Source organism: Citrobacter sp. Cf072, from assembly GCF_030334485.1.
GTDB classification, from domain to species: domain Bacteria; phylum Pseudomonadota; class Gammaproteobacteria; order Enterobacterales; family Enterobacteriaceae; genus Citrobacter; species Citrobacter freundii.
The window spans coordinates 210188-233722 of sequence record NZ_JAOWDX010000034.1 but is presented as its reverse complement, the minus strand read 5'-3'; the positions used below and the strand labels follow the sequence as shown (position 1 = coordinate 233722).

At 52.5% G+C, this 23535-nt stretch carries 22 protein-coding genes; 10 read left to right on the top strand and 12 right to left on the bottom strand.

The window, feature by feature from the left end; translation table 11 throughout:
• Positions 1–97: 97 nt before the first annotated feature.
• From OGX66_RS03940 to yiaK, 4 genes are read right to left on the bottom strand one after another with little or no spacing between them, the layout of a single operon-like run.
• Positions 98–1417, bottom strand: coding sequence for an MFS transporter (locus OGX66_RS03940; RefSeq protein WP_003837687.1), 1320 nt, complete (start codon positions 1415–1417; stop codon positions 98–100).
• A 31-nt stretch (positions 1418–1448) separates the two neighbouring features.
• A complete protein-coding gene (locus OGX66_RS03935) occupies positions 1449–2381 on the bottom strand; it encodes a DUF4862 family protein (RefSeq protein WP_270932824.1) in 933 nt (310 codons plus the stop codon).
• A gap of 12 nt (positions 2382–2393) precedes the next feature.
• Positions 2394–2858: a YhcH/YjgK/YiaL family protein gene (locus OGX66_RS03930; RefSeq protein ID WP_003024232.1), complete on the bottom strand. Its 465-nt coding sequence runs from the start codon at positions 2856–2858 to the stop codon at positions 2394–2396.
• 11 nt (positions 2859–2869) lie between these two features.
• On the bottom strand, positions 2870–3868 hold the full coding sequence (gene yiaK, locus OGX66_RS03925; protein WP_003024235.1) for a 3-dehydro-L-gulonate 2-dehydrogenase: 999 nt from the start codon (positions 3866–3868) through the stop codon (positions 2870–2872).
• Between the two features lie 217 nt (positions 3869–4085).
• On the opposite strand from yiaK, the gene yiaJ reads away from it, so the two are divergent.
• Together yiaJ and OGX66_RS03915 are read left to right on the top strand one after the other, a co-directional pair.
• Positions 4086–4901 carry an IclR family transcriptional regulator YiaJ gene (gene yiaJ, locus OGX66_RS03920; protein ID WP_003024237.1) on the top strand — a complete coding sequence of 272 codons (816 nt, stop codon included), beginning with the start codon at positions 4086–4088 and terminating at the stop codon, positions 4899–4901.
• 117 nt (positions 4902–5018) lie between these two features.
• A complete protein-coding gene (locus OGX66_RS03915) occupies positions 5019–5492 on the top strand; it encodes a 4Fe-4S dicluster domain-containing protein (RefSeq protein WP_044700411.1) in 474 nt (157 codons plus the stop codon).
• Positions 5493–5526: 34 nt separating this feature from the next.
• On the opposite strand, the gene avtA is transcribed toward OGX66_RS03915, so the two are convergent.
• Complete coding sequence (gene avtA / locus OGX66_RS03910; protein ID WP_048217060.1) at positions 5527–6777, bottom strand: valine--pyruvate transaminase; 1251 nt, start codon at positions 6775–6777, stop codon at positions 5527–5529.
• Between the two features lie 176 nt (positions 6778–6953).
• Positions 6954–8984, bottom strand: coding sequence for an alpha-amylase (malS, locus tag OGX66_RS03905; RefSeq protein WP_044713988.1), 2031 nt, complete (start codon positions 8982–8984; stop codon positions 6954–6956).
• A gap of 316 nt (positions 8985–9300) precedes the next feature.
• On the opposite strand from malS, the gene OGX66_RS03900 reads away from it, so the two are divergent.
• Positions 9301–10125: a protein bax gene (locus tag OGX66_RS03900; protein ID WP_003024247.1), complete on the top strand. Its 825-nt coding sequence runs from the start codon at positions 9301–9303 to the stop codon at positions 10123–10125.
• A 44-nt stretch (positions 10126–10169) separates the two neighbouring features.
• On the opposite strand, the gene xylR is transcribed toward OGX66_RS03900, so the two are convergent.
• Positions 10170–11348: a D-xylose utilization transcriptional activator XylR gene (gene xylR / locus OGX66_RS03895; protein WP_003024250.1), complete on the bottom strand. Its 1179-nt coding sequence runs from the start codon at positions 11346–11348 to the stop codon at positions 10170–10172.
• A gap of 361 nt (positions 11349–11709) precedes the next feature.
• Between xylR and xylA the strand changes: the two genes are divergently transcribed.
• From xylA to yiaB, 3 genes are all read left to right on the top strand, one after another.
• A complete protein-coding gene (gene xylA / locus OGX66_RS03890; RefSeq protein ID WP_003024252.1) occupies positions 11710–13032 on the top strand; it encodes a xylose isomerase in 1323 nt (440 codons plus the stop codon).
• A gap of 71 nt (positions 13033–13103) precedes the next feature.
• Complete coding sequence (gene xylB / locus OGX66_RS03885; RefSeq protein WP_044713986.1) at positions 13104–14558, top strand: xylulokinase; 1455 nt, start codon at positions 13104–13106, stop codon at positions 14556–14558.
• A gap of 167 nt (positions 14559–14725) precedes the next feature.
• Positions 14726–15079: an inner membrane protein YiaB gene (gene yiaB, locus OGX66_RS03880; protein ID WP_270932823.1), complete on the top strand. Its 354-nt coding sequence runs from the start codon at positions 14726–14728 to the stop codon at positions 15077–15079.
• Here yiaB and OGX66_RS03875 read toward each other — a convergent pair.
• Entirely contained in the window at positions 15076–16071 is a 996-nt protein-coding gene (locus OGX66_RS03875; RefSeq protein WP_003837703.1) for an acyltransferase, read from the bottom strand. The two genes, yiaB and OGX66_RS03875, sit on opposite strands and share 4 nt — an antisense overlap.
• A 172-nt stretch (positions 16072–16243) precedes the next feature.
• On the opposite strand from OGX66_RS03875, the gene OGX66_RS03870 reads away from it, so the two are divergent.
• From OGX66_RS03870 to glyS, 3 genes are all read left to right on the top strand, one after another.
• Positions 16244–16552, top strand: coding sequence for a YsaB family lipoprotein (locus OGX66_RS03870; protein ID WP_032937205.1), 309 nt, complete (start codon positions 16244–16246; stop codon positions 16550–16552).
• Between the two features lie 95 nt (positions 16553–16647).
• Positions 16648–17559, top strand: a complete 912-nt coding sequence (glyQ, locus tag OGX66_RS03865; protein ID WP_001168551.1) for a glycine--tRNA ligase subunit alpha — start codon at positions 16648–16650, stop codon at positions 17557–17559.
• 9 nt (positions 17560–17568) lie between these two features.
• The gene (gene glyS, locus OGX66_RS03860; RefSeq protein WP_003837705.1) at positions 17569–19638 is read left to right on the top strand and encodes a glycine--tRNA ligase subunit beta; all 2070 of its coding nucleotides are present in this window, start codon (positions 17569–17571) and stop codon (positions 19636–19638) included.
• A gap of 112 nt (positions 19639–19750) precedes the next feature.
• Here glyS and cueP read toward each other — a convergent pair whose 3' ends face one another.
• The 3 genes from cueP to OGX66_RS03845 all read right to left on the bottom strand — a co-directional run bounded on the left by cueP (position 19751) and on the right by OGX66_RS03845 (position 21260).
• Positions 19751–20290: a copper-binding periplasmic metallochaperone CueP gene (cueP, locus tag OGX66_RS03855; protein WP_003024269.1), complete on the bottom strand. Its 540-nt coding sequence runs from the start codon at positions 20288–20290 to the stop codon at positions 19751–19753.
• A gap of 187 nt (positions 20291–20477) precedes the next feature.
• The gene (cspE, locus tag OGX66_RS03850; protein ID WP_000014594.1) at positions 20478–20690 is read right to left on the bottom strand and encodes a transcription antiterminator/RNA stability regulator CspE; all 213 of its coding nucleotides are present in this window, start codon (positions 20688–20690) and stop codon (positions 20478–20480) included.
• Positions 20691–20969: 279 nt separating this feature from the next.
• Entirely contained in the window at positions 20970–21260 is a 291-nt protein-coding gene (locus OGX66_RS03845; RefSeq protein ID WP_003024273.1) for an HTH-type transcriptional regulator, read from the bottom strand.
• 380 nt (positions 21261–21640) lie between these two features.
• On the opposite strand from OGX66_RS03845, the gene OGX66_RS03840 reads away from it, so the two are divergent.
• Complete coding sequence (locus tag OGX66_RS03840) at positions 21641–22351, top strand: DUF3053 domain-containing protein (RefSeq protein WP_003837709.1); 711 nt, start codon at positions 21641–21643, stop codon at positions 22349–22351.
• Positions 22352–22409: 58 nt separating this feature from the next.
• Here the strand turns inward: OGX66_RS03840 and ghrB are convergent, their stop codons facing one another.
• Entirely contained in the window at positions 22410–23384 is a 975-nt protein-coding gene (gene ghrB / locus OGX66_RS03835; RefSeq protein WP_016151146.1) for a glyoxylate/hydroxypyruvate reductase GhrB, read from the bottom strand.
• Positions 23385–23535 lie beyond the last annotated feature (151 nt).

Genomic DNA, 23535 nt, shown 5'->3' with positions numbered 1-23535 from the left:
CTTGTTATCTCATTTTTGCCGGATGGCGCTGCGCTTATCCGGCCTGGGACGGTTGCTACCTGTAGGCCCGGTAAGCGCAGCGCCACCGGGCATTGTTTTACGCTGTACGTTTATGTGGATTCAGTGTCTTTAGCGGAGCGGCACCGGCGTCGCATTTGGCTGGCAGCAGCAGCGCCATCAGCGCGGCCAGAGCCAGTGAGATAGCCAGGCAGTAAACCCCCGCATCTTTGCTATACAGGGTGATGAGTACGCCGACCGCATAAGGACCGCAGAAGCCGCCGAGGTTGCCCAGCGCGTTGATGACTCCACGCGCGCCACCGGCCATTTCCGCACTGAACAAACGCGCCGGAATGGTCCAGAACACGCCCGCTGCCGATTGCAGGAAGAAGCCGCAGCCGACCAGCGCGGCATAAGCCAGCCAGACGTTATTTTTCAGCGCCACGGAAAGGAACATGCACAGGGCAAAGCCAATCAACGGCAGGCAGACGAACAGCTTGCGTTTACCGGTGCGGTCAGAGAGAGAAGAGAACAGGAACATCCCGGCAATGGCCCCGACGTACGGCAGAATGGCGAGCATACCGACCTGTCCCATGCTGCTGTGCGTCAACTCTTTGAGGATGGTCGGCAGCCACAGGGTGTAACCGTAAATCCCGGTCTGATAGAAGAAGTTCAGCGCGATGAGCTGCCACATGGTTTTATCGGAAAGCACCGCGCCCAGAGAGGCATTTTTGACTTCCGTTCCGGCAATGGCTTTTTGCTCGGCGGCAAGCGTTTCGACCAGGTAATTTTTCTCGGCCTCAGAGATCCAGCGCGCCTCCTGTGGACGGTCGTAAACGGTATAGGCCCACAACACCAGTACAACGACGGAAAGCAAACCTTCAATGATGAACAGCCAGCGCCAGTCGAGAACGGTGATAATCCAGCCCGAGAGCGGAGCGGTAATGATCCCGGCAATCGGCACAAACATAATCACAATCGCATTGGCGCGACCACGCTCGGCGTCGGGGAACCAGTTACTGATCATCGTCAGCACCACCGGCAGCATGCCGCCTTCGGCAACGCCGAGTAAAAAGCGCAGAACCAGCAGTTGGTACTGATTAGTGATTAACCCCGTGAGGACGGAAATAACCGCCCAGGCAACCAGCGACCAGCCGATAAATTTCTTGCCGCTGCCGTGAACGGCAATTTTTCCGCCGGGAACCTGTAAAAACAGATAACCGATAAAGAAAATACCGCCAGCCAGTCCTGCCATGGTGGCGGAAATACCTAATTCCTCATCCATTCCGCCCGGCATCGCGAAAGCGATATTGACGCGGTCCATATAAGAAATAATACAGGCGATGAGAATAGGTGGAATAATCCGCAGCCAGCGCTGACGGGGTATATCTTTGAGTGTAGGGCGAGAGGTCATGTTCATATTAATATTCTCGTAGAGTAGTATTTTATTTTTATAGTTTTGCTTTATTTAATGCGGCGATACCGTCGCGCAATATTGCTACGCGATGGTTCACATCTGCATTGGCGTTTATTTCCAGCAATTTAATACCGGCAAATTGCAGTGGTTCGGCTTCTGCGCAGGCGAATAATTCGCGGGCATGGTCGGTGGTCATCAGGCTTTGTGGGCAGAATGGGGCAAACGGCGCATGTAAGTCCTGCCACTCGCCGTATTCCCCCGCAAGCGTGGTACCGGAGAACATCAGCGCGCCCAGTTTTCCAGCCCGTTTGGCCTGCTGCGTGTGGGCCAGCGCCAGGGCGGGATTCTGTCCTTCAATGGTCGATCGCGCCCAGTTAATGCACAGGCTGATGTCATACCCGGCAATGACCTCCAGCACGTTGTCCAACGGCAGAAAGCCTTTGCGCGGCGCAATGCCGATCATGGCGTCGCAATGTTCCAGCACCAGATCGCAGGACCAGTCCCAGGAGGTAATCTCTTTCAGAGAACGGGCAAACGCGTCGGTGGCCTGTGCAACATTTGGGTTGCTGGCATTGGGGGCGGCATGCAGTTCCAGCGCAATCACTTTTCCGGCGTGTGCCGTATTGATATGGTTGATTTTCTGCTGCAGATGACGGTAATACGCCACGCTGGCTTTACGCTGTTCTTCGTCGCTGGAGGCCAGCCCAAAAGCGCTGTTTGCGCCGCGACGGCGCATGGTTTCCATAATGGCGGTGACCACGATTTGCCAGTCGCCCGGCGTATGACGTAATAACCATTCGTCGCCTAACGGATGAAGATGTTCAAGGCAGGGCTGCTCCAGACCGCGAATATCGGGAGTATCGGCGAGCTGTCGCCAGAATTCCTTCTCTTCCTCTTCACTCTTTTGGTGAAATGAGGGTGCACAGGGGTACGCACCGATAATATAACCGGCATTATTAACGCTCATGTTGTGCTCCTTTTATAAAACTGAAATAGCAACCTTCACAACTATTTTGCGGATCGGCGTGGCGACAGTTTTATGACATGCAGGGCGATGAACATCCTGCGGGAAAAATATGGCATAACTTCCCGGAATCATTTCAATGAAAGATTCATGTTCGCTGGCGTGATAAAAAATAATATCGCGCTGTTCTAATAACGATTCGCTGATTTGGTTATTCCCGGTATCAATCGCGATCCCGATTTTCTCTTCGCCCCAGGCCAGAAATTGAATATCCAGGTAGCGGCGATGCACCTCCGGGCGATTTTCGGCAACGTCACGCGTGGTTAAATCGATAACCTGCGCGAAGATATTTTTACCGTCGATTTCTACCACGCCCGGTTCCAGATTGCGGAAGTCTGTGCTGCGCAGAAAGTCGAGTGCCCTTTCAATCGCCGCGGGTAAACGACATGGGTTAGGCTGAGCGATATGTCCAAAGATCATACTCTGACTCCTTACAACGCCTGAATTTTGGCCCAGACGCTGTCATCAACGGTGATACCGTTGCGGCGGTTTTCTTCCAGCAGCTTTGTAAACTCGTGGCCCGGCAGGCGGACAGGTGTGTTTTCATCGGCGCGTTCGGCGGAGGTGATGAAATCCATAATCCGCTGTAGCTTGGCATCACGGGTGGCGCCATCGATCAGCTTATCCACTTCAATGGCGATGAAAATCTGTGAAACGCCATATTCATCGCTGTTGTCCTGGGTGACCTCGGCCACGGAAGAACCGTCTGAAAGCAGGGTGGCGATCATATCCAGCACAATCGACAGACCTGAACCTTTCCAGTAACCCATTGGTAAAATGCGGCGGTTTTTTTCGATAACGCCCGGCTCTTTAGTGAGATTGCCTTCATCATCAAAGCCACCATCTACCGGCAGTTCGCGACCGGCCAGGCGATTCACTTCCAGCATGCCGTAGGAGAACATCGACATCGACATATCAACCATGGTGATTGGCGATGAGGGGATGGCGACGATCAACGGGTTAGTACCAATGCGACACTCTTTCGAACCCCACGGCGGCATGACGGCAATCGAGTTGGTCCAGCAGATACCAATGTAGCCTTTCTCTGCCGCCTGCCAGCCATAGCTGCCGCCGCGCATCCAGTGGTTGGCGTTACGCAGTGCGACCAGGCCAATACCGTGATCAGAGGCCAGCTCAATGGCTCGGTCCATCATCTTTTTCGCCGTCAGATTTCCGATCGAACGCTGGGCATCCCATTGTTCAATCGCTCCCAGGCTAGTAATGCGTTGCGGTTTGGCCTCAGGAATGATGTCGCCGTTATCTAATTGCTGAATAAAACGAGGAAAACGATTCACGCCGTGCGAATACACGCCGGACTCGGTGGTGCGCGCAAACATTTCTGCACAGGCATCGGCGGTTTCAACGGCGATACCGCGTGCCAGCAGTACCCGATTGAACGCATCTTTCAACTGCTCAAAAGTGACTTTCATTCCTGTTTCCTTGTTTAAATTTGATCGCTTTTTTATCTCTAAATTTCACTATGCGAAATCTGATTTCAAATATAGCGATCAAATTTTGACAGATCAACGGGGTGGTCTATTTTTTAAAATCATCAAAATCAAATAGTTGTGTTTTTTCGGTTCAGATCGTGAACTGAAACACACTTTGCGCTACCATCAGAGCGCGACGAAAAGGGGAGCGGAAGCGATGGGCACAAAAGAGAGTGAAATGACGCAAGACAAAGAGAGGCCAGCCGGAAGTCAGAGCCTGTTCCGTGGTTTGATGTTGATTGAGATTCTGAGTAACTATCCGAATGGGTGCCCGTTGGCGCATTTGTCTGAACTGGCAGGGCTGAACAAAAGTACTGTGCATCGACTCCTGCAAGGGCTGCAATCCTGTGGGTATGTCACCCCCGCGCCAGCGGCAGGGAGTTATCGCCTGACCACCAAATTTATTGCCGTGGGTCAGAAGGCGTTGTCGTCACTGAACATCATCCATGTTGCTGCGCCGCACCTCGAAGCGCTGAATATCGCCACCGGTGAAACCATCAACTTCTCAAGCCGTGAAGATGACCACGCGATTCTGATTTATAAGCTGGAACCGACGACGGGCATGCTGCGTACCCGCGCTTATATCGGCCAACATATGCCGCTGTATTGCTCGGCGATGGGTAAAATTTACATGGCGTTTGGGCATGCGGATTATGTGGAAGCCTACTGGGAGAGCCATCAGGATCTTATTCAGCCCCTGACCCGCAATACCATTACCGGTTTACCGGCGATGTACGACGAATTGGCGCAGATCCGCGAAAGCAGTATGGCGATGGATCGGGAAGAGAACGAACTGGGCGTTTCCTGTATTGCCGTGCCGGTGTTTGATATTCATGGTCGGGTGCCGTACGCGGTGTCAATTTCACTCTCTACCTCGCGACTTAAGCAGATAGGGGAAAAAAATCTACTCAAGCCACTACGGGAAACCGCGCAGGCGATTTCAAATGAGCTGGGTTTTACCGTTCGCGATTAGGCAGAGATCCATAGTTATTCAGGCACCTGACAATATTTAACCGTTTCCCCTGTCCGATCAAAGCGACAAGAGCGACCTCTCTGGCACTCTGTGGTTTTCACGCAGAGGGAGGGGACAATGAACGCGTTTATTATGGCGGATGCGGCAAAATGTATTGGGTGTCGTACCTGCGAAGTTGCCTGCGTCGTCGCGCACCAGCAAAACCAGGACTGTGCGTCAGTCTCTTCTTCTGCGTTTATACCGCGGATTCGGGTAATCAAAGATGACGCCTTTACAACGGCAGTCGCCTGCCATCAATGCGAAGACGCTCCCTGTGCGAATGTTTGCCCAACGCACGCCATTCGTCGTGAACATGGGCATATCTTCGTTGAACAGACACGTTGTATTGGTTGTAAAAGCTGTATGCTGGCCTGCCCGTTTGGGGCAATGAATGTCGTTGCCCGTTCGTCGCGGGTGCAGGCGATAAAATGCGATTTGTGCTGGCATCGTGAGACGGGGCCAGCGTGTGTAGAAGCCTGCCCGACCAGCGCGTTGCAGTGTATTGATGCCGTCAGTATTCAGCGACAGCGTCTGCGTTCACAACCGTTGTGAAGTGAGCCCGACCCGCACTTGGGTCGGGTTTGCGTTATCCTTCCAGCCAGGCGAGTTCGATCTCTTCAGCCAGAATCTTCACACCAGCTTCGATTTTCTCTGGTTCTGGCACGTAGTTCATCCGCATGCACTGATGGGTATGCGGCCAGGGTTTATCCAGCCCCGGGAAGAAGTAGTCACCGGGAACCATCAGTACGCCACGCGCTTTCAGGCGCTGATACAGCAGTTCAGTCGTGATGGGCAAATCTTTGAACCACAGCCAAAGAAAAATCGCGCCCTCTGGTTTATGGATAAGGCAGCGATCTTCTGACAAGTAGCGGCGAATAATCGCAATCGTCTCCTGAACGCGCTGATAGTAAAACGGTTTAATTACCGTTTCGGACAGGCGCAGTAGATCGTTACGTTTAATCATCTCGCACATCATCGCCGGTCCCATCCCGCCAGGAGCAAGGCTGATGATGCCGTTCATATTGGTAATCGCAGTGATGATTTTTTCATTGGCGATAATGATGCCGCAGCGGGAACCTGGCAGACCCAGCTTGGAAAGGCTCATGCACAGCACAATGTTGGGGTTCCACAGCGGACGCGCTTCGCTAAAGATGATGCCAGGGAATGGTACGCCATAGGCGTTATCAATCACCAGCGGGATCCCATGCTGGTTGGCCAGCCGGTCCAGCTTCATCAGCTCGTCGTCTGTGATCACATTGCCTGTCGGGTTAGTGGGGCGTGACACGCAGATCATCCCCGTCTCTTCACCGATGTGCAGGTGTTCAAAATCAACGTGATACTTAAACTGGCCTTCCGGTAACAGTTCGATGTTCGGACGTGCGGAGACGAAAAGATCTTCTTCTAGCCCGGAATCGGCATAGCCAATGTATTCCGGGGCTAATGGGAATAACACTTTTTGCGTTGTTCCGTCAGCGCGGCGTCCGGCGAACAGATTGAATAAGTAGAAAAACGCGCTCTGACTGCCATTTGTCAGTGCAATATTTTGTGGCTCAATATCCCAACCCTGCTTCTCACGTAGCAGTTTCGCCAACTCAGACAGGAGCTCGGTTTTCCCTTGCGGACCGTCATAATTGCAAAGCGCATCAGTGGCTTTGCCGTTTGCCAGCATATCTGTCAGCAGAGACTGGAAGTAATTTTGCATCTCTGGAATTTGCGCCGGATTACCACCGCCGAGCATGATGGCGCCTGGGGTGCGTAAACCGTCGTTGAGGTCCTCCATCAGGCGGGTGATGCCTGAATGGCGGGTAAATTTGTCGCCAAAAAGTGAGAATGTCATAGCAGGGGGTCTGTCGAACTGAGTAGTAAAGTGGCTAACCATAGCGCTACCCATGGCAGGGTGCAAATCAGGGGAAGCGGACCGGATTGATGTTTTGTGCTGCAGATGTTTGCCTGGCTGGTTTTTTATTTTGTGTTGGGCTTCCCGCCGTATGCACAGCGGGAAGCCTGTTGGGATCAGGGCTGGCCGGCCCACACCACCATCACCTTATCGTCGCCATGCTCGCGGATAAATCCGTATCCCTGCTTCAATGTCAGCGTAGTCTGTTTACCGGCGCCGATGGCGGGATGTCTGGCTCGGAACTGACTGATGCGCTGCCAGTGTGCGACGCTGGCGGCAGATTTCCCGCTCACATCCTGCCAGTTCATTTCTGAGCGCGTGCCCTGCAATGGGTCTGAACCTGTTGGTCCAAAGGGTCTGGCCGACTCGTCGCCGTAAAAGAGTTGTACCGCGCCAGGCGCCAGCAGCAATAGCTCGGCGGCTTTGTCTCCACCTTCGCGAAACAGACGCGTATCGTGCGAGGAGAGATAGCTCATGACGTTGAAATCCTGCAGTTTTTCAGCCATTTGTTGCCAGGTGATATCCATATTTGCCAGACAATCGACGGCCTTTGCCGCCTGCTCCTGGTAGTCGAAATTGATCATCGCATCAAAGCCGTGACGGTAATAGTCGCTTTGCATTACGCCGTGACCCCAGGCCTCGCCGGTCATCCAGAAAGGTTTATCATCCAGCGCTTTATCCGGGTTGGCTTTCTTCCATTCAGCCAGCGCTGCGCTGGCCTGTGTTTTTAATTGCTGCCAGGCGGGAAGCTCGACGTGTTTGGCGGTATCAACCCGAAAGCCGTCAATCCCGTAATCACGCACCCACTGGCTGAGCCAGTGCGTCAGATAATCGCGGGGCGTGTAACCGGCGATAGCTTTAGCGTGCGTATCTGGCTTGTGCTGATAAAAGTTTGGCAGCCCGGAAGGTGTGGTGGATTCGGTTTTCAGATCGGGCAGGAAGGCCAGTGACATGGTCAGGTCGTCAAAGCCTGGATTGTCGTAATCGCCAATATCGGTACGGATCCAGTTTTTCCCCCACCATTTTTCCCAACCTGCTTTATCGCTGAAGTTGATGTAATCATTAAAGCTGTGCCAGCTTTGCCCGGCGGCTGGCTTCCAGTCCGTCCAGCGTTCACCGAGCGTGTTTTTCAGTTCATCGCCCGACAAGTACAGCGCTCCAAACTGATACTCCTGCATATCCGCCAGCGTGGCGTAGCCGGTATGATTCATGACGACATCGAACAGGATACGAATGCCGCGCTGGTGCGCACCCTCAACCAGGGCACGCAGGTCAGCTTCATTACCCATATTCGCATCGAGCGTGGTCCAGTCCTGAGTGTAATAGCCGTGATAAGCGTAGTGGGGGAAATCGCCTTTGGTGCCACCGCCGACCCAACCGTGAATTTGCTCAAACGGTGCGCTGATCCACAAGGCGTTGACGCCCAACTGTTGCAGGTAGTCGAGTTTACTGGTGAGTCCGCGCAAATCGCCACCGTGGAAAGTGCCAATTTCCTGCATGCCGTCGTTGCGACGTCCGTAGCTGTGGTCGTTGCCTGGGTCACCATTTACAAAGCGATCCGTCAGAACGAAATACACCGTAGCGTTATGCCAGTCGAAAGCAGCCGGGGCATCGGTTTCTGCTCGTTCCAGCAGCAACAGCCCGTTACTGGCTGCGGCAGGCTGTAGGGTAATCGACCCATTCTTTACCGTTGCTGTTTGTTTACTGTAGTAATCGCGCACCACGGCACCTTCCGGAAAGGTCTGGCTCACATCCAGTGTTAACGGCGAACCATCCCATTTCGGGCACTGGCGAATCTGGGTCGTGACAGGGTCTGCGGCGCTTTTTACCGAAAGCATCAACGTTGGCGTTCCGGAGCGGGTATCGACTTCCAGCGTGTAATCGCCGTCTTTGAATAAACGCCACTGCGGCGGCGCGCCTTCACACGGTTTTAGCGATAGCATCTGGTTGAGTTTTATCGCATCAGCAGGCTGCCAGCACTGTTGGTCAAAATTCAGGATTAAAGGACGAGTACCCTTCGTCAACGCTGCATGGCTGACGAATTTACCCGTACCTTCCGCTTCGAAGTTGGGGAGTCCCTGAGAAGTCCATGATGAGGCGATGGCAATGCCGGGCATGAGCGCCAGCGCAACGGCGGCAAGTTTCATAATGCTGTCCTTGGTGCTGCTGTTTTCGCCAGTTTGCCAGTGAAATCAGGCTGGAAACTCATCCTTTGAGTCGATTCCGCCAGGAGGAGAAGTGAGGGTGAGCGATCGCGTTCAAAAAATGAACTAATTTTGCGATAACCTCCACATTTTCTTCGAATTAATGGCACCCTGAACCGTTAATGCGTGACATAGTTTCAGAATTGGACTATTCCTTTGGGTGCTCTTGACGGCTATTTTTGATATGATTTGAGATTCATCTCTCATTTTTGTGAAAAATATAAGGTGTTGGAATGTATAAATCCGACCAGGAGACCTAATGATATTGACTCCCATTCGACGATATGGGGCAATGATTCTTATGTTACTCACCGTTGCATTTTCGGGTGAGGTGCTGGCAAAGACACACACGGCGACAACGAGTCACAAGCCCCAGATAACCAAGGCAAGTAATAAACAGGTTAGCAGTAAACAAGAGTATTCTCGCAATAGTGCAAAGAGTAGTTCACTTCCTGATTTGCGAAAATACCCTTCCGGAACACCAAGGAAAAAAGCGTTTCTCCGGACGGTTATGCCTTATATTACCAGTCAAAATGCTGCCATTACTGCGGACCGTAACTGGCTGATTTCAAAACAGTACCAGAACCGCTGGTCACCGACTGAGCGTACGCGTATGAAAGACATCGCGAAGCGCTACAAGGTGAGCTGGTCTGGCAACACGCGTAAAATTCCGTGGAATACGCTGCTTGAGCGCGTAGACATTATCCCGACGAGCATGGTGGCAACCATGGCTGCGGCCGAAAGCGGCTGGGGTACGTCGAAGCTGGCGCGTAGCAACAACAACCTGTTTGGCATGAAATGTGGCAAAGGTCGTTGTAACAATGCCCCTGGTAAGGTGAAAGGCTACTCACAGTTTGAATCGGTGAAAGAGTCGGTGAATGCTTACGTCATCAACCTGAACACGCACCCGGCTTACTCTTCTTTCCGTAAATCACGTGCGCAGCTGCGTAAAGCCGATCAGGAAGTCACCGCTACCGCGATGATCCATAAGCTGAAGGGTTATTCCACTAAAGGACAGAGCTACAACAACTATCTGTTCGCAATGTATCAGGATAACCAGCGTTTAATCGCCGCGCATATGTAATTCTGTGTGCCGGATGGCGGCTTCGCCGTATCCGGCAATAATCCTCACAGCAACACTTCGCTGTTCACATCGCGATACTCTTTTGGCGTCGTGTCGTACTCTTTCTTGAAGACCGAATAGAAATACTGCAGAGACGGATAGCCACACATCTGTGAAATTTCGTTGATTGAAAGCGTGGTAGAAATCAACAGACTGCGCGCTTTTTCCAGCTTTTCGGCATGAATCACGGCGTGAATAGTCTCTCCGACCTCTTCTTTAAAACGCTTCTCCAGATTTGAACGTGAAATCCCTACTGAATCAAGAACTTGCTCAACCTTAATCCCTTTGCAGGCATGATTGCGGATAAAGTGCATCGCCTGAATGACGGCAGGATCGGTCAAGGAGCGGTAATCGGTTGAGCGCCGCTCAACCACGCGCACCGGAGGAACCAGAATGCGTTGCAGCGGCAGCGCCTCATTCGCCAGCAAGCGGTGCAGAAGTTTTGCGGCCTGGTAGCCCATCTGCCGGGCTCCCTGAGCCACGGATGACAGCGCTACCCGTGACAAGTAACGGGTCAGTTCTTCGTTATCTATTCCTATCACGCATAGCTTTTCCGGTACCGGGATATGTAGGTGCTCGCAGACTTGCAGGACGTGTCGTGCCCGCGCGTCGGTGACCGCGATAATGCCGGTTTGCGGCGGCAACGTTTGTAGCCAGTCTGCCAGACGATTTTGCGCGTGCTGCCAGTTTTCCGGCGCAGTTTCCAGCCCCTGGTAGACGACGCCTCGGTACTTTTCTTTAGCCACCAACTGGCAAAAGGCATATTCACGTTCTGCGGCCCAGCGTTTACCGCTTGAGGAAGGCAGGCCGTAAAACGCAAAACGGTTAACCCCTTTCTCTTTCAGATGCAGAAAAGCGCTTTCTACCAGCGCGTGGTTGTCGGTAGCAATGTAATGTACCGGGGGATAATCTTGCTCCCGATGGTAGGAACCCCCAACGCCGATGATCGGAACATCGACATCGGCAAGTAATTGCGCAATGTCATCATCGTCATAATCGGCAATAACGCCATCGCCTAACCAGTCTTTAATATTATCGATACGGGCGCGGAAATCTTCCTCAATGAATATATCCCACTCGGATTGCGATGCCTGTAAATATTCACCCACTCCTTCTACCACCTGACGGTCATAGGCTTTATTGGCATTGAATAACAGAGTGATGCGGTGACGTTTATCAAACATAAGAACCTGTCCTGGAAAGGTTAACGTGGGCCTGTCGATACTAGCAAAACCGCCGGTACGACTGCTTGATGAAGCGTGACAAATTTCCTGATTGCCTGAGGCCAGGCAAAATTTACATACTGTCAGCGGGATGACAATTGTCATTTTTCATCTGCGCATTACGGTTTTTTGTTTAATGGCTAACCTTCGATCGCGATCGCTTTTTTATTTCGTTTTTCAGCGCGTTTTTTTGGGAGCCAGCGCACGTTTGGGTATTCTCTTAATAGCGGTGTGAAATAACGTAATTGAGCAATAAATCAGGAAATTCCAGTATAGCCATATCGCAGTTTACTTACCGTATTACCTGATTATGGAGCTTATTATGCCGGCTTATTTTGACCAACTCGATCGTGTTCGTTTTGAAGGTACTCAATCCACTAACCCGCTCGCATTTCGCCATTACAATCCTGACGAAATCGTGTTGGGCAAACGTATGGAAGATCATCTGCGTTTTGCTGCCTGCTACTGGCATACCTTCTGCTGGAACGGTGCGGATATGTTCGGTATGGGGGCTTTCGATCGTCCGTGGCAGCAGCCTGGTGAAGCACTGGCGCTGGCGAAACGCAAGGCGGACGTGGCATTTGAGTTCTTCCACAAGCTGAACGTGCCTTACTACTGCTTCCATGATGTGGATGTCTCGCCTGAAGGGGCTTCACTGAAAGAGTACAAAAACAACTTTGCGCAGATGGTTGATGTGCTGGCGGCAAAACAGGAACAGAGCGGCGTGAAGCTGCTGTGGGGAACAGCAAACTGCTTTACCAACCCACGCTACGGCGCGGGTGCGGCCACGAACCCTGATCCGGAAGTATTCAGCTGGGCCGCCACGCAGGTGGTTACGGCCATGGATGCCACGCACAAGTTAGGCGGTGAAAACTACGTTCTGTGGGGTGGTCGTGAAGGCTATGAGACGCTGCTGAATACCGATCTGCGTCAGGAACGTGAGCAAATTGGTCGCTTCATGCAACTGGTGGTGGAACACAAACACAAAACCGGTTTCCAGGGCACTTTGCTTATCGAGCCGAAACCGCAGGAACCGACCAAGCACCAGTACGACTACGATGCGGCGACCGTCTACGGCTTCCTCAAGCAGTTCGGTCTGGAAAAAGAGATCAAACTGAATATCGAAGCTAACCATGCCACGCTGGCGGGCCACTCGTTCCATCACGAAATCGCCACCGCTATCGCGCTGGGTCTGTTTGGCTCTGTTGATGCCAACCGTGGTGACGCGCAACTGGGCTGGGACACTGATCAGTTCCCGAACAGCGTAGAAGAGAACGCGCTGGTGATGTACGAAATCCTGAAGGCGGGCGGCTTCACCACTGGTGGCCTGAACTTCGATGCCAAAGTGCGTCGTCAGAGTACCGATAAATATGATCTGTTCTATGGTCATATTGGCGCGATGGATACCATGGCACTGTCGTTGAAAATTGCGGCCCGTATGATTGAAGACGGTGGTCTGGATCAGCGCGTGGCAAAACGTTATGCCGGTTGGAATGGTGAGCTGGGCCAGCAAATTCTGAAAGGGCAGATGACGCTGACGGAAATTGCGCAGTACGCTGAACAACATAACCTGGCGCCGGTGCACCAGAGCGGTCATCAGGAATTGCTGGAAAATCTGGTGAACCATTATTTGTTCGACAAATAACGGGTTTCTGAGAACGTCCGTAAGCCCGGTCAGCTCGCGCTACCGGGCCTTTCTTTAAGGAACGATGCCTTATGTATATCGGGATAGATCTTGGCACATCAGGCGTAAAGGCCATCCTGCTCAACGAGCAGGGGGATGTGGTCGCTTCGCACACGGAGAAACTCACCGTCTCGCGCCCGTATCCGTTATGGTCTGAACAAGACCCTGAGCAGTGGTGGTCGGCAACGGATCGGGCTGTGAAAGCATTGGGCCAGCAGCATTCGCTTCGCGAGGTGAAAGCGTTGGGGATTGCCGGACAGATGCACGGCGCGACGCTACTGGATGAGCAACAGAAGGTATTGCGTCCGGCTATTCTGTGGAACGATGGTCGCTGTGGTGAAGAGTGCGTGATGCTGGAGAATCAGGTTCCGCAGTCTCGTGCGATCACCGGCAACCTGATGATGCCTGGCTTTACCGCGCCAAAACTGCTGTGGGTGCAACGCCACGAGCCGGAGATTTTCAACCAGATTGATAAAGTCCTGCTGCCGAAAGATTACCTGCGTTTGCGCATGACCGGTGATTTTGCCAGCGATATGTCTGATGCGGCAGGGACAATGTGGCTGGATGTCGCGAAGCGTGACTGGAGCGATGTCATGCTGGCTGCCTGTAAACTGACTCGCGCACATATGCCTGCGCTCTATGAAGGCAGCGAGATTACCGGAACCTTGTTGCCAGAAGTCGCTAAAGCCTGGGGAATGCAGGAAATTGCGGTTGTTGCCGGAGGTGGTGATAACGCGGCGGGAGCGGTTGGCGTAGGCATGATGAATGCCGGTCAGGCGATGCTTTCGCTGGGGACGTCCGGTGTCTATTTTGCGGTGAGTGATGGTTTCCTTAGCAAACCGGAAAGTGCGGTTCACAGTTTTTGCCATGCTTTGCCTGAGCGATGGCATCTGATGTCTGTGATGTTAAGTGCGGCATCGTGTCTGGACTGGGCGGCAAAATTAACCGGACTGGCGAGCGTTCCTGCATTGATTGACGCTGCGCAACAGGCCGATGAACTCGCGGAGCCGGTCTGGTTTTTACCTTATCTTTCCGGTGAACGTACGCCGCATAACAATCCGCAGGCCAAGGGCGTATTTTTCGGTCTGACGCATCAGCATGGTCCGGCAGAACTGGCGCAGGCGGTGCTGGAAGGTGTGGGGTTTGCGCTGGCTGACGGTATGGACGTGGTACATGCCTGCGGCGTGCAGCCCGCCAGCATTACGTTGATTGGCGGCGGGGCGCGCAGTGAATACTGGCGTCAGATGCTATCTGACATCAGCGGATTGCAGCTGGATTATCGTACCGGCGGTGATGTCGGCCCTGCACTTGGTGCGGCGCGACTGGCGCAAATTGCCATGAATCCGCAGCGGCCTTTATCAGACCTTCTGCCTCAGCTTACGCTGGAACAAGCGCATTATCCTGACGCCGGGCGCCACGCGCTTTACCAACAACGTCGGGAAACCTTCCGCCGAATCTACCAGCAGTTGCAACCGCTGATGTCCTGATCCTCGTTCCCCTCTGGTAAACAGAGGGGATTTATCAAATGTATATTTCAATCCAATAAATAGTTAGTACGCATGGATTTATTCTGAAAGTCCGGCGTAGTGCCATTTTTCTGTGTTGTCTTTAGCGGGTTATTCATATTGTATCCATGATGGATAAGGAGATCCCAATGAAGACGACAAGGCTGTTGCTATGGATGTTATTCCTCTCTGGCGCACTGATTTACGTTATTGGTTTTTGGCGGGCATGCCCGTTATTGAGTGGCAAAGGCTATTTTTTCGGCGTGCTGATGACGGGAATGTTTGTGACATATGTTTATCAGCGTGCTGAAAATCTCGATCAGAGCGACGAGCGCTTAACCTCTGTATGTCAAATGGTCACACACATCACGGCAGGATTGCTGCTGGTGGGTGTATGGAATGCCCCGTTATCTCCCCTCGAAAAAGGGCTGTACCCGGTAGCATTCATCGTATGTTTACTGGGGCAAGTTTTGTTGCTACGTCTGCAAAATATGGGGGATTAACTCACCAGCCTGCGCGTATCGATACGCTGCAACAGTATGGACAACAGTAAACTGCCTGCCAGCGTGGCGCTGAAAATCCACAGCATATCCAGCGGTGGCCAGTTTTTGAGTTCAATTCCGTTGGTTCGCAGTGCGTGAATGATCAGCGCATGAAAACCATAAATGCCCAATGAATGGCGAGAAATAAGGCCCAGTAGCGGCAGAGTACGTGTGCTGAGCGTATTTTTGACCAGCGTCAGGAGTGAGACGGCGCAAATAAATACCGCAGGGCCGCAGTAGAGGTACCAGGTGTCGGCAAAATTGCCTCGCCAGCGCAGTTCATGCAATGTGCCACGAGAAATAATAAATACTGCGGTAATGAATAACGCCGCACAGAGCCAGCTGAGCGCGCGCTTTTGCGTATCCATCATGCCAATCGCCCGGCCCAGCATGCCGTACAGGATGTAATAGAAGGTGTCGCCGCTGATGTACAGGTTAATGGGTAGCCATTCAAAACCGCCAATTTTTTGCGAGACGGTGTTGGGATTGGCAATCACGCCTATCACCACCATCAACGCCAGCAGCATCTTGCCGCTGATATTTTTCACCTGTATCAGCGGAGAAACCAGGTAGATGACGGCGATCGCGAAGAAAAACCACAGATGATAGAACACCGGCTTTTGCAGCAGGTTCTTCAGCGACAGCTCAGCGTTGATCGAGGTAAACAGCAGGATATAGGCCAGCGCCACGCTGCTGTAAAACAGAATGCAGAGCGCGATGCGCAGGAAATGGCGCGGTTTGGCGCTACGCTCACCAAAAAACAGATAGCCCGAAATCATAAAGAACAGCGGAACGCTGACGCGAGAGGCTGAATTGAGCACGTTAGCCAGATCCCAATTCAACGGGCTGACGCTTTGCGCATTGGTGATGTACCAGGTCGTGGTGTGGATCATCACGACCATTAAACAGGCTATCCCGCGCAGGTTATCAATCCAGAAAATTTTGGGCTGCATCAGTTCCTCTGTGTCCATTAAAAAAAGTCTGACCGATATTTTGCGAACGTAGCTCACTGGAATAATCCGAGTTCTTACGCTAAAGCTTGAGATGGTCTGATGAGATTCTCAAAATAGGATCTGTTTCCAGACACTAATAATAAGACTGACCAGCAAACCAGGCGGTAATAAAATGATGATGAAGTATTTCTTTCCCGCAATCGCTACCCTTTTGCTGGTAGCGTGCGCTGACACACAACCGTCTGCACCCGCGCAGAAAGCGCAAAAGGTTAAGGTCAGTGCCACACGTTCGCTGGATATGGAGTCATTGTGCAAAAATGAGGCTGCGCAACGCTACAACACTGGCGCGCAGAAAATTGATATCTCCGGCCTGGAGCAATTCCAGGGCAGCTATGAGATGCGTGGTTCTACCTTCCGTAAAGAGAGTTTTGTCTGTTCTTTTGATGCAGACGGGCAGTTTTTGCACCTTTCCATGCGCTAAGTTCCCCCTTTTTCCCGTTTCGTACTGTATATCTTGCAGCCAGCGGGTATACTGATCGCTTCCTTTAAATCCACACGTATCCAGCACGAAATAATATGCAAAAGTTTGATACCAGGACCTTCCAGGGCTTGATCCTGACCTTACAGGATTACTGGGCTCGCCAGGGCTGCACCATTGTTCAACCATTGGACATGGAAGTCGGCGCGGGAACATCTCACCCAATGACCTGCCTGCGTGCGCTGGGGCCGGAACCGATGGCGACTGCTTATGTGCAGCCTTCCCGTCGTCCGACCGATGGCCGCTATGGCGAAAACCCGAACCGCTTACAGCACTACTATCAGTTCCAGGTAGTGATTAAGCCGTCACCGGACAACATTCAGGAGCTGTACCTGGGTTCTCTGAAAGAGCTGGGTATGGACCCGACCATTCACGATATCCGTTTCGTGGAAGATAACTGGGAAAACCCGACGCTGGGTGCCTGGGGTCTGGGTTGGGAAGTGTGGCTGAACGGCATGGAAGTGACTCAGTTCACCTACTTCCAGCAGGTTGGTGGTCTGGAATGTAAACCAGTAACCGGGGAAATTACCTACGGTCTGGAACGTCTGGCCATGTACATTCAGGGCGTAGACAGCGTTTACGACCTGGTCTGGAGCGACGGCCCGCTGGGTAAAACCACTTACGGTGACGTGTTCCATCAGAACGAAGTGGAGCAATCCACCTACAACTTCGAATACGCCGATGTGGACTTCCTGTTCACTTGCTTCGAGCAGTACGAGAAAGAAGCGCAGCAGCTGCTGGCGCTGGAAAATCCGCTGCCGCTGCCTGCGTATGAACGTATTCTGAAAGCCGCCCATAGCTTCAACCTGCTGGATGCGCGTAAAGCCATCTCCGTCACCGAGCGTCAGCGCTATATCCTGCGCATTCGCACCCTGACCAAAGCAGTGGCAGAAGCTTACTACGCTTCCCGTGAAGCCCTTGGCTTCCCGATGTGCAACAAAGACAAATAAGAGGCGGCCATGTCTGAGAAAACTTTTCTGGTGGAAATCGGCACTGAAGAGCTGCCACCAAAAGCACTGCGCAGCCTGGCTGAGTCCTTTGCTGCAAACTTTACCGCGGAGCTGGATAACGCTGGCATTGCGCACGGCAACGTTGAGTGGTTCGCTGCGCCGCGTCGTCTGGCGCTGAAAGTCGCGAATCTGGCGGAATCTCAACCCGATCGTGAAGTTGAAAAACGCGGTCCGGCCATTGCCCAGGCGTTTGACGCTGAAGGCAAACCGAGCAAAGCGGCAGAAGGTTGGGCACGTGGCTGCGGCATCACGGTTGATCAGGCTGAGCGTCTGACTACCGACAAAGGCGAATGGCTGCTGTATCGCGCGCATGTGAAAGGCGAAAGCGCTGAAACGCTGCTGCCAAACATGATTGCCACTTCGCTGGCGAAGCTGCCGATCCCGAAACTGATGCGCTGGGGCGCGTCTGACGTTCACTTCGTGCGTCCGGTTCACACCGTGACTCTGCTGCTGGGCGACAAAGTGATTCCGGCAACGATTCTGGGCATTCAGTCCGATCGTGTGATCCGTGGACACCGCTTTATGGGCGAGCCGGAATTCACTATCGATTCTGCCGATCAGTATCCGGAAATCCTGCGTGAGCGCGGCAAAGTCATTGCGGATTACGCTGAGCGTAAAGCGAAAATCAAAGCCGATGCTGAAGAAGCGGCGCGTAAGATTGGCGGCAACGCCGATCTGAGCGAAAGCCTGCTGGAAGAAGTCACCTCGCTGGTAGAATGGCCGGTAGTGCTTACCGCGAAATTCGAAGAGAAATTCCTCGCTGTTCCGTCTGAAGCGCTGGTACACACCATGAAAGGTGACCAGAAGTACTTCCCGGTATACGCGAATGACGGCAAACTGCTGCCGAACTTTATCTTCGTTGCCAACATTGAATCGAAAGATCCGACCCAGATTATCTCCGGTAACGAGAAAGTCGTTCGTCCGCGTCTGGCGGATGCTGAGTTCTTCTTCAATACCGACCGTAAAAAACGCCTGGAAGACCATCTGCCGCGTCTGCAAACCGTGCTGTTCCAACAGCAACTGGGTACGCTGCGCGATAAGACTGACCGTATCCAGGCGCTGGCGGGCTGGATTGCTGGTCAAATTGGCGCTGACGTTAACCACGCAACGCGTGCTGGCCTGCTGTCCAAGTGCGACCTGATGACCAACATGGTCTTCGAGTTCACCGACACTCAGGGCGTGATGGGAATGCACTACGCGCGTCACGATGGCGAAGCGGAAGATGTTGCTGTGGCGCTGAACGAGCAGTATCAGCCGCGTTTTGCCGGTGATGACCTGCCGTCTAATCCGGTGGCTTGTGCCGTGGCGATTGCTGACAAGATGGACACCCTGGCGGGTATCTTCGGTATTGGTCAGCATCCGAAAGGCGATAAAGACCCGTTTGCGCTGCGTCGTGCTGCGCTGGGCGTGCTGCGTATCATCGTTGAGAAGAACCTGAATCTGGATCTGCAAACGCTGACGGAAGAGGCTGTTCGTCTGTATGGCGACAAGCTGACCAACGCCAACGTGGTGGATGACGTTATCGACTTTATGCTTGGTCGCTTCCGCGCCTGGTATCAGGACGAAGGTTATACCGTCGATACCATTCAGGCCGTGCTGGCGCGTCGTCCGACTCGTCCGGCTGATTTCGACGCACGTATGAAGGCGGTTTCGCACTTCCGTACCCTGGAGGCCGCGTCCGCGCTGGCTGCCGCGAACAAGCGCGTATCAAATATTCTGGCGAAGTCTGAAGAAACGCTGAATGACCGTGTGAATGCGGCAACGCTGAAAGAGCCGGAAGAAATTGCGCTGGCGATGCAGGTTGTGGTGCTGCGCGATAAGCTGGAGCCTGTTTTCGCCGCTGGCCATTACCAGGAAGCGCTGGTTGAGTTAGCGGAACTGCGTGAGCCAGTTGATGCGTTCTTCGAGAAAGTGATGGTCAACGTAGAAGATAAAGATCTGCGTATCAACCGTCTCTCCATGCTCGAAAAACTGCGCGAACTGTTCCTGCGCGTGGCGGATATTTCGCTGCTGCAGTAACGGTCCTGAGCTGACTTAGAAAATGCCGGATGCAGCTTCGCCTTATCCGGCCTACGAGATAAACACCAGTAGGCCGGATAAGCATTGCGCCATCCGGCATTTTTTTATGTTGTTAGCGCAGCTGTAATTTAGTCAGACAGGTCTGGCTGTCTTCCATGGTCTTAATGGGATACTCCGCTTTTTTGCCGTTGTAGCTTACTGCGATGGTGCCTGCCATATTGCGCGGTAGCCAAACCCCGACGAAGCCATTTCGACCGCTCTTCATCTCTTTTTGTAGCACTACGTCACCCTTGTTATCCGTCACTTTGACATTGAATGTCTTCTCCGGCATTTCGCCCTGGCAACCGGAAAGGCTGTGGTTGAAGCAAGGATGTGTTTGCCATTCATAAGGGGCAAATGACAGATAGAACTTGTCACCGAGCGGCAGGGTATAGATCTGATCGCCTGAAGATAGCTTCAGTTCAGTGCTGGTGACGGATGCCGAGTAGGGCAGTGGGCGGCTCTGGGGAGACTGGTCAATGGCCTCGACGATTTGCTCGACGGATTTTCCGCTGAGCCCGTGTTCCGCCAAAAAAGTGGCTTCAGGGGTTGCGGCGAACGCGCTACCGGTGGTGAGTAAACCTAAAACCAGCAGCAATGAGGATTTCGACATAGCTTCAATTCCTTGTGAACGTTGTGGAATACAGACTGGCTCACTATAAAGCTTGCCCTTAGGGAAAGGTCAAAGGGGCGACGGGTAAAGTAATGCAAAGACGCGTGTGGGCGAGGCGTTTTAAGAAGTACAGATAAAAAAAATCCCCGCCGTTTGGCAGGGATTCAGAATCTTGAGCTTTTTAAGCTTACAGGCTGGTTACGTTGCCAGCTGCCGGGCCTTTAGCGCCGCTTTCGATGGTGAAGGAAACTTTCTGACCTTCGTCCAGAGATTTGTAGCCATCGTTCTGGATAGCAGAGAAGTGTACGAACACGTCTTTAGAGCCATCGTCAGGAGTGATGAAGCCGAAACCTTTGTCAGCGTTGAACCATTTTACGATACCAGTCATTTTACCGGACATAGTGTATTACCTTTTAAAAAATAAGTGTGCCTTTCGGCGATATGGCGTGCTTTACAGATTTTTTAACAGTAAAGGAAATGCTCACTACGAAGGGTATCAACGATAACTCTTGAAGGGACTTGCCTTACTAACTGCTGTAATGGTCTGTACGTCAAACCGTTGAGGGCATTAACTCATTTTACGCATGTGGATGCAACTACTATTTTCTTTTTTGTGGATAACCTTCGTAAGGGAACGGCCCCGTTACAGGACCGTTCTTAAGCAAAATTGAAAAATAGTTCAATCCATCAGTTGCTTACTTAATCTTGGATCTGCCTGGATCAGGCGCATTAACTTCAATTCGGTAGTGGAAGGCTTTACGCGTTTAGACTCCCATTCATGAACCATCGCGACTGTCACGCCCATTACTCGGGCAAAATCATCTGTTTTTAAACCCGTCCCTCGTCGTAACTGTTCAAATTCGGTGAAAGGGTTGGTTTTTTGCGTCAGAGTGACCGTCTGCGATACATCTTTAAAAACAATCTGCTCCAGACTGCTCAGCAGTTCAAACATAGGATCTTTGTATTCCATTGAGAACTCCTACAAATCACACAGCGGGATCGTGAATTTCTTCGAAGCTCATTAAGAGTAGTCGGAAAAAATGAAGTCGGATTCGGGGTTTGAGAGATGGATTCGTTTCAGCAAACGGTGGGCAACAATCTTTCGCAGGCTAACAAACTGATAAAGGTCGGGATCTCCGAACGATCGATTCCGATTGTAAAGATGACTAAAATATGACGCCGAGTAGTAAATGCAGCATTGTTTAGCAAAACGAACGGTGGTGGGAACGGTTATTTTCCCCCACAAGATTATGCGGAAAGGGTATCTTGCGGGGCTGACCTGGACTATCCTTGTTAACGTCAGGCACGCGGGTGTCGTTGTGCGCATTTTTGGGTGAAAGGAGTATTAAAATGGCGACAGGTAAGTCCTGCTCTCGCTGGTTTGCGCCTGTTTTGGCGCTCTTAATGGTAGTTGGCCTGAGTGGGTGTTTTGATAAAGAAGGCGATCAACGCAAAGCGTTTATCGATTTTCTGCAGAATACTGCAATGCGTAGCGGAGAGCGTTTACCAACGCTGACCGCCGATCAGAAAAAACAGTTTGGCCCGTTTGTGTCCGATTACGCGATTCTGTATGGCTATTCGCAGCAGGTTAATCAGGCGATGGACTCCGGTCTGCGTCCGGTGGTTGATAGCGTAAATGCGATTCGTGTTCCTCAGGATTATGTGACTCAGCGTGAGCCGCTGCGTCAGGCAAATGGTGCGCTAGGTGTATTAGGGCAACAGTTGCAGAATGCGAAACTACAGGCAGATGCTGCGCATGGCGCGCTGAAGCAGGGCGAAGATCTGAAGCCGGTCTTTGACCAGGTTTACAATAAAGTCGTCACTGTACCTGCAGAGGCGTTACAGCCGCTGATCCCTGCAGCGCAAATCTTCACGCAGCAGTTAGTGCAGGTTGGTGATTTTGTGGCGCAGCAGGATACGCAGGTGAGCTTTGTCGCCAACGGTATCCAGTTCCCAACGTCACAGCAGGCAAGTCAGTACAACACGCTGATTGGCCCGTTGGCTTCTCAACATCAAGCATTTAACCAGGCCTGGACTGCTGCGGTGAATGCCGCTCAGTAATTAAGCCGCTGTAAGATATGAAGGGCCGGGTGAGCGTAAGCGCTACCCGGCCTTTTGTTTATCGCGCGACCTGCGGGTTTACGCAGTTCTTCTCAACGCGTCCTTGCAGCGCATCGATTAAGTTATCCACCGCACAGGCCGCCATGTTATAGCGCGTTTCGTGCGTGGCTGAACCAATGTGCGGCACAGCAACCACGTTTGGCAGCGACAGCAGCGGTGAGTCTGCCGGTAATGGCTCCTGCTCAAACACATCCAGGCCAGCGGCATGAATTTCGCCGTTTTGCAGGGCGGCAATCAGTGCTTTTTCATCGACCACCGGCCCACGTCCGGCGTTAATGAAAATGGCGGAAGACTTCATTTTGGCAAACTGTTCGGTGCTGAACAGATGATGCGTTTCGTCGGTTAACGGCAGGATCAGGCAGACAAAATCGGATTCTTGTAACAGCGTATCAAGATCGCAGTAGCGCGCGTTGAAACGTTCTTCTGCTTCCTGATGATGACGGCGCGCATTATAGAGAATCGGCATGCTAAAGCCGAAATGCGCACGTTGTGCCAGCGCCAAGCCAATACGGCCCATGCCGACAATCCCCAGCGTTTTGTGGTGCACATCCGTACCGAACCAGTCCGGCCCGATACTTTTGGTCCATTCACCGACCTTCACCCGTTCAGCCACTTCTACCACGCGGCGAGCGGTGCTTAACACCAGCGCCATCACCGTATCGGCGACGGTTTCTGTCAGTACGGTTGGCGTGTGCATCAACAGTACCTTACGCGCGTTAAGGGCATCGACGTCGAAGTTGTCATAGCCGACGGAAATCGTGGAGGTCGCACGCAGTTTCGGCATTTTCTCCAGTAGCGCGGTATTGACGGCTTCACTGGAGCCCAGCAGACCTTCCGCATTGGCAAACGCTTCGGCGTGCTGTGCGACCGTTTCCGGGCGCAGGTTAGGCACACGAGTCACAGTAAAATGCTCTTCCAGGCGATGCAGTAAATCGTCAGGTAACGCTTTATAGAGAATAATGGACGGCTTCATGCGAATCTCCGTAAGTTAAAATTTAAGCGTGGCGTGCGCCAATAGGTAGCTGTTGATTATTAGCAGGCTCAGGCCGAGTCCTGCCGTTGCACACGCACGTCGCTGGCGGTTATTTTTGCCCAGTGCAAGGCACGAGCAGAGAAGTTTGGTG

Excerpts from the sequence above, each read along its gene's own strand:
- yiaJ (WP_003024237.1), top strand. The coding sequence starts at position 4,086 with ATGGGCACAAAAGAGAGTGAAATGACGCAAGACAAAGAGAGGCCAGCC.
- cueP (WP_003024269.1), bottom strand. The coding sequence starts at position 20,290 with ATGTCGAAATCCTCATTGCTGCTGGTTTTAGGTTTACTCACCACCGGT.
- OGX66_RS03915 (WP_044700411.1), top strand. The coding sequence starts at position 5,019 with ATGAACGCGTTTATTATGGCGGATGCGGCAAAATGTATTGGGTGTCGT.
- glyQ (WP_001168551.1), top strand. The coding sequence starts at position 16,648 with ATGCAAAAGTTTGATACCAGGACCTTCCAGGGCTTGATCCTGACCTTA.
- malS (WP_044713988.1), bottom strand. The coding sequence starts at position 8,984 with ATGAAACTTGCCGCCGTTGCGCTGGCGCTCATGCCCGGCATTGCCATC.
- xylR (WP_003024250.1), bottom strand. The coding sequence starts at position 11,348 with ATGTTTGATAAACGTCACCGCATCACTCTGTTATTCAATGCCAATAAA.
- OGX66_RS03845 (WP_003024273.1), bottom strand. The coding sequence starts at position 21,260 with ATGGAATACAAAGATCCTATGTTTGAACTGCTGAGCAGTCTGGAGCAG.
- xylA (WP_003024252.1), top strand. The coding sequence starts at position 11,710 with ATGCCGGCTTATTTTGACCAACTCGATCGTGTTCGTTTTGAAGGTACT.
- OGX66_RS03875 (WP_003837703.1), bottom strand. The coding sequence starts at position 16,071 with ATGCAGCCCAAAATTTTCTGGATTGATAACCTGCGCGGGATAGCCTGT.
- OGX66_RS03935 (WP_270932824.1), bottom strand. The coding sequence starts at position 2,381 with ATGAGCGTTAATAATGCCGGTTATATTATCGGTGCGTACCCCTGTGCA.
- OGX66_RS03870 (WP_032937205.1), top strand. The coding sequence starts at position 16,244 with ATGATGATGAAGTATTTCTTTCCCGCAATCGCTACCCTTTTGCTGGTA.
- yiaK (WP_003024235.1), bottom strand. The coding sequence starts at position 3,868 with ATGAAAGTCACTTTTGAGCAGTTGAAAGATGCGTTCAATCGGGTACTG.
- xylB (WP_044713986.1), top strand. The coding sequence starts at position 13,104 with ATGTATATCGGGATAGATCTTGGCACATCAGGCGTAAAGGCCATCCTG.
- avtA (WP_048217060.1), bottom strand. The coding sequence starts at position 6,777 with ATGACATTCTCACTTTTTGGCGACAAATTTACCCGCCATTCAGGCATC.
- yiaB (WP_270932823.1), top strand. The coding sequence starts at position 14,726 with ATGAAGACGACAAGGCTGTTGCTATGGATGTTATTCCTCTCTGGCGCA.
- OGX66_RS03940 (WP_003837687.1), bottom strand. The coding sequence starts at position 1,417 with ATGAACATGACCTCTCGCCCTACACTCAAAGATATACCCCGTCAGCGC.
- ghrB (WP_016151146.1), bottom strand. The coding sequence starts at position 23,384 with ATGAAGCCGTCCATTATTCTCTATAAAGCGTTACCTGACGATTTACTG.
- cspE (WP_000014594.1), bottom strand. The coding sequence starts at position 20,690 with ATGTCCGGTAAAATGACTGGTATCGTAAAATGGTTCAACGCTGACAAA.
- glyS (WP_003837705.1), top strand. The coding sequence starts at position 17,569 with ATGTCTGAGAAAACTTTTCTGGTGGAAATCGGCACTGAAGAGCTGCCA.
- OGX66_RS03900 (WP_003024247.1), top strand. The coding sequence starts at position 9,301 with ATGATATTGACTCCCATTCGACGATATGGGGCAATGATTCTTATGTTA.
- OGX66_RS03840 (WP_003837709.1), top strand. The coding sequence starts at position 21,641 with ATGGCGACAGGTAAGTCCTGCTCTCGCTGGTTTGCGCCTGTTTTGGCG.
- OGX66_RS03930 (WP_003024232.1), bottom strand. The coding sequence starts at position 2,858 with ATGATCTTTGGACATATCGCTCAGCCTAACCCATGTCGTTTACCCGCG.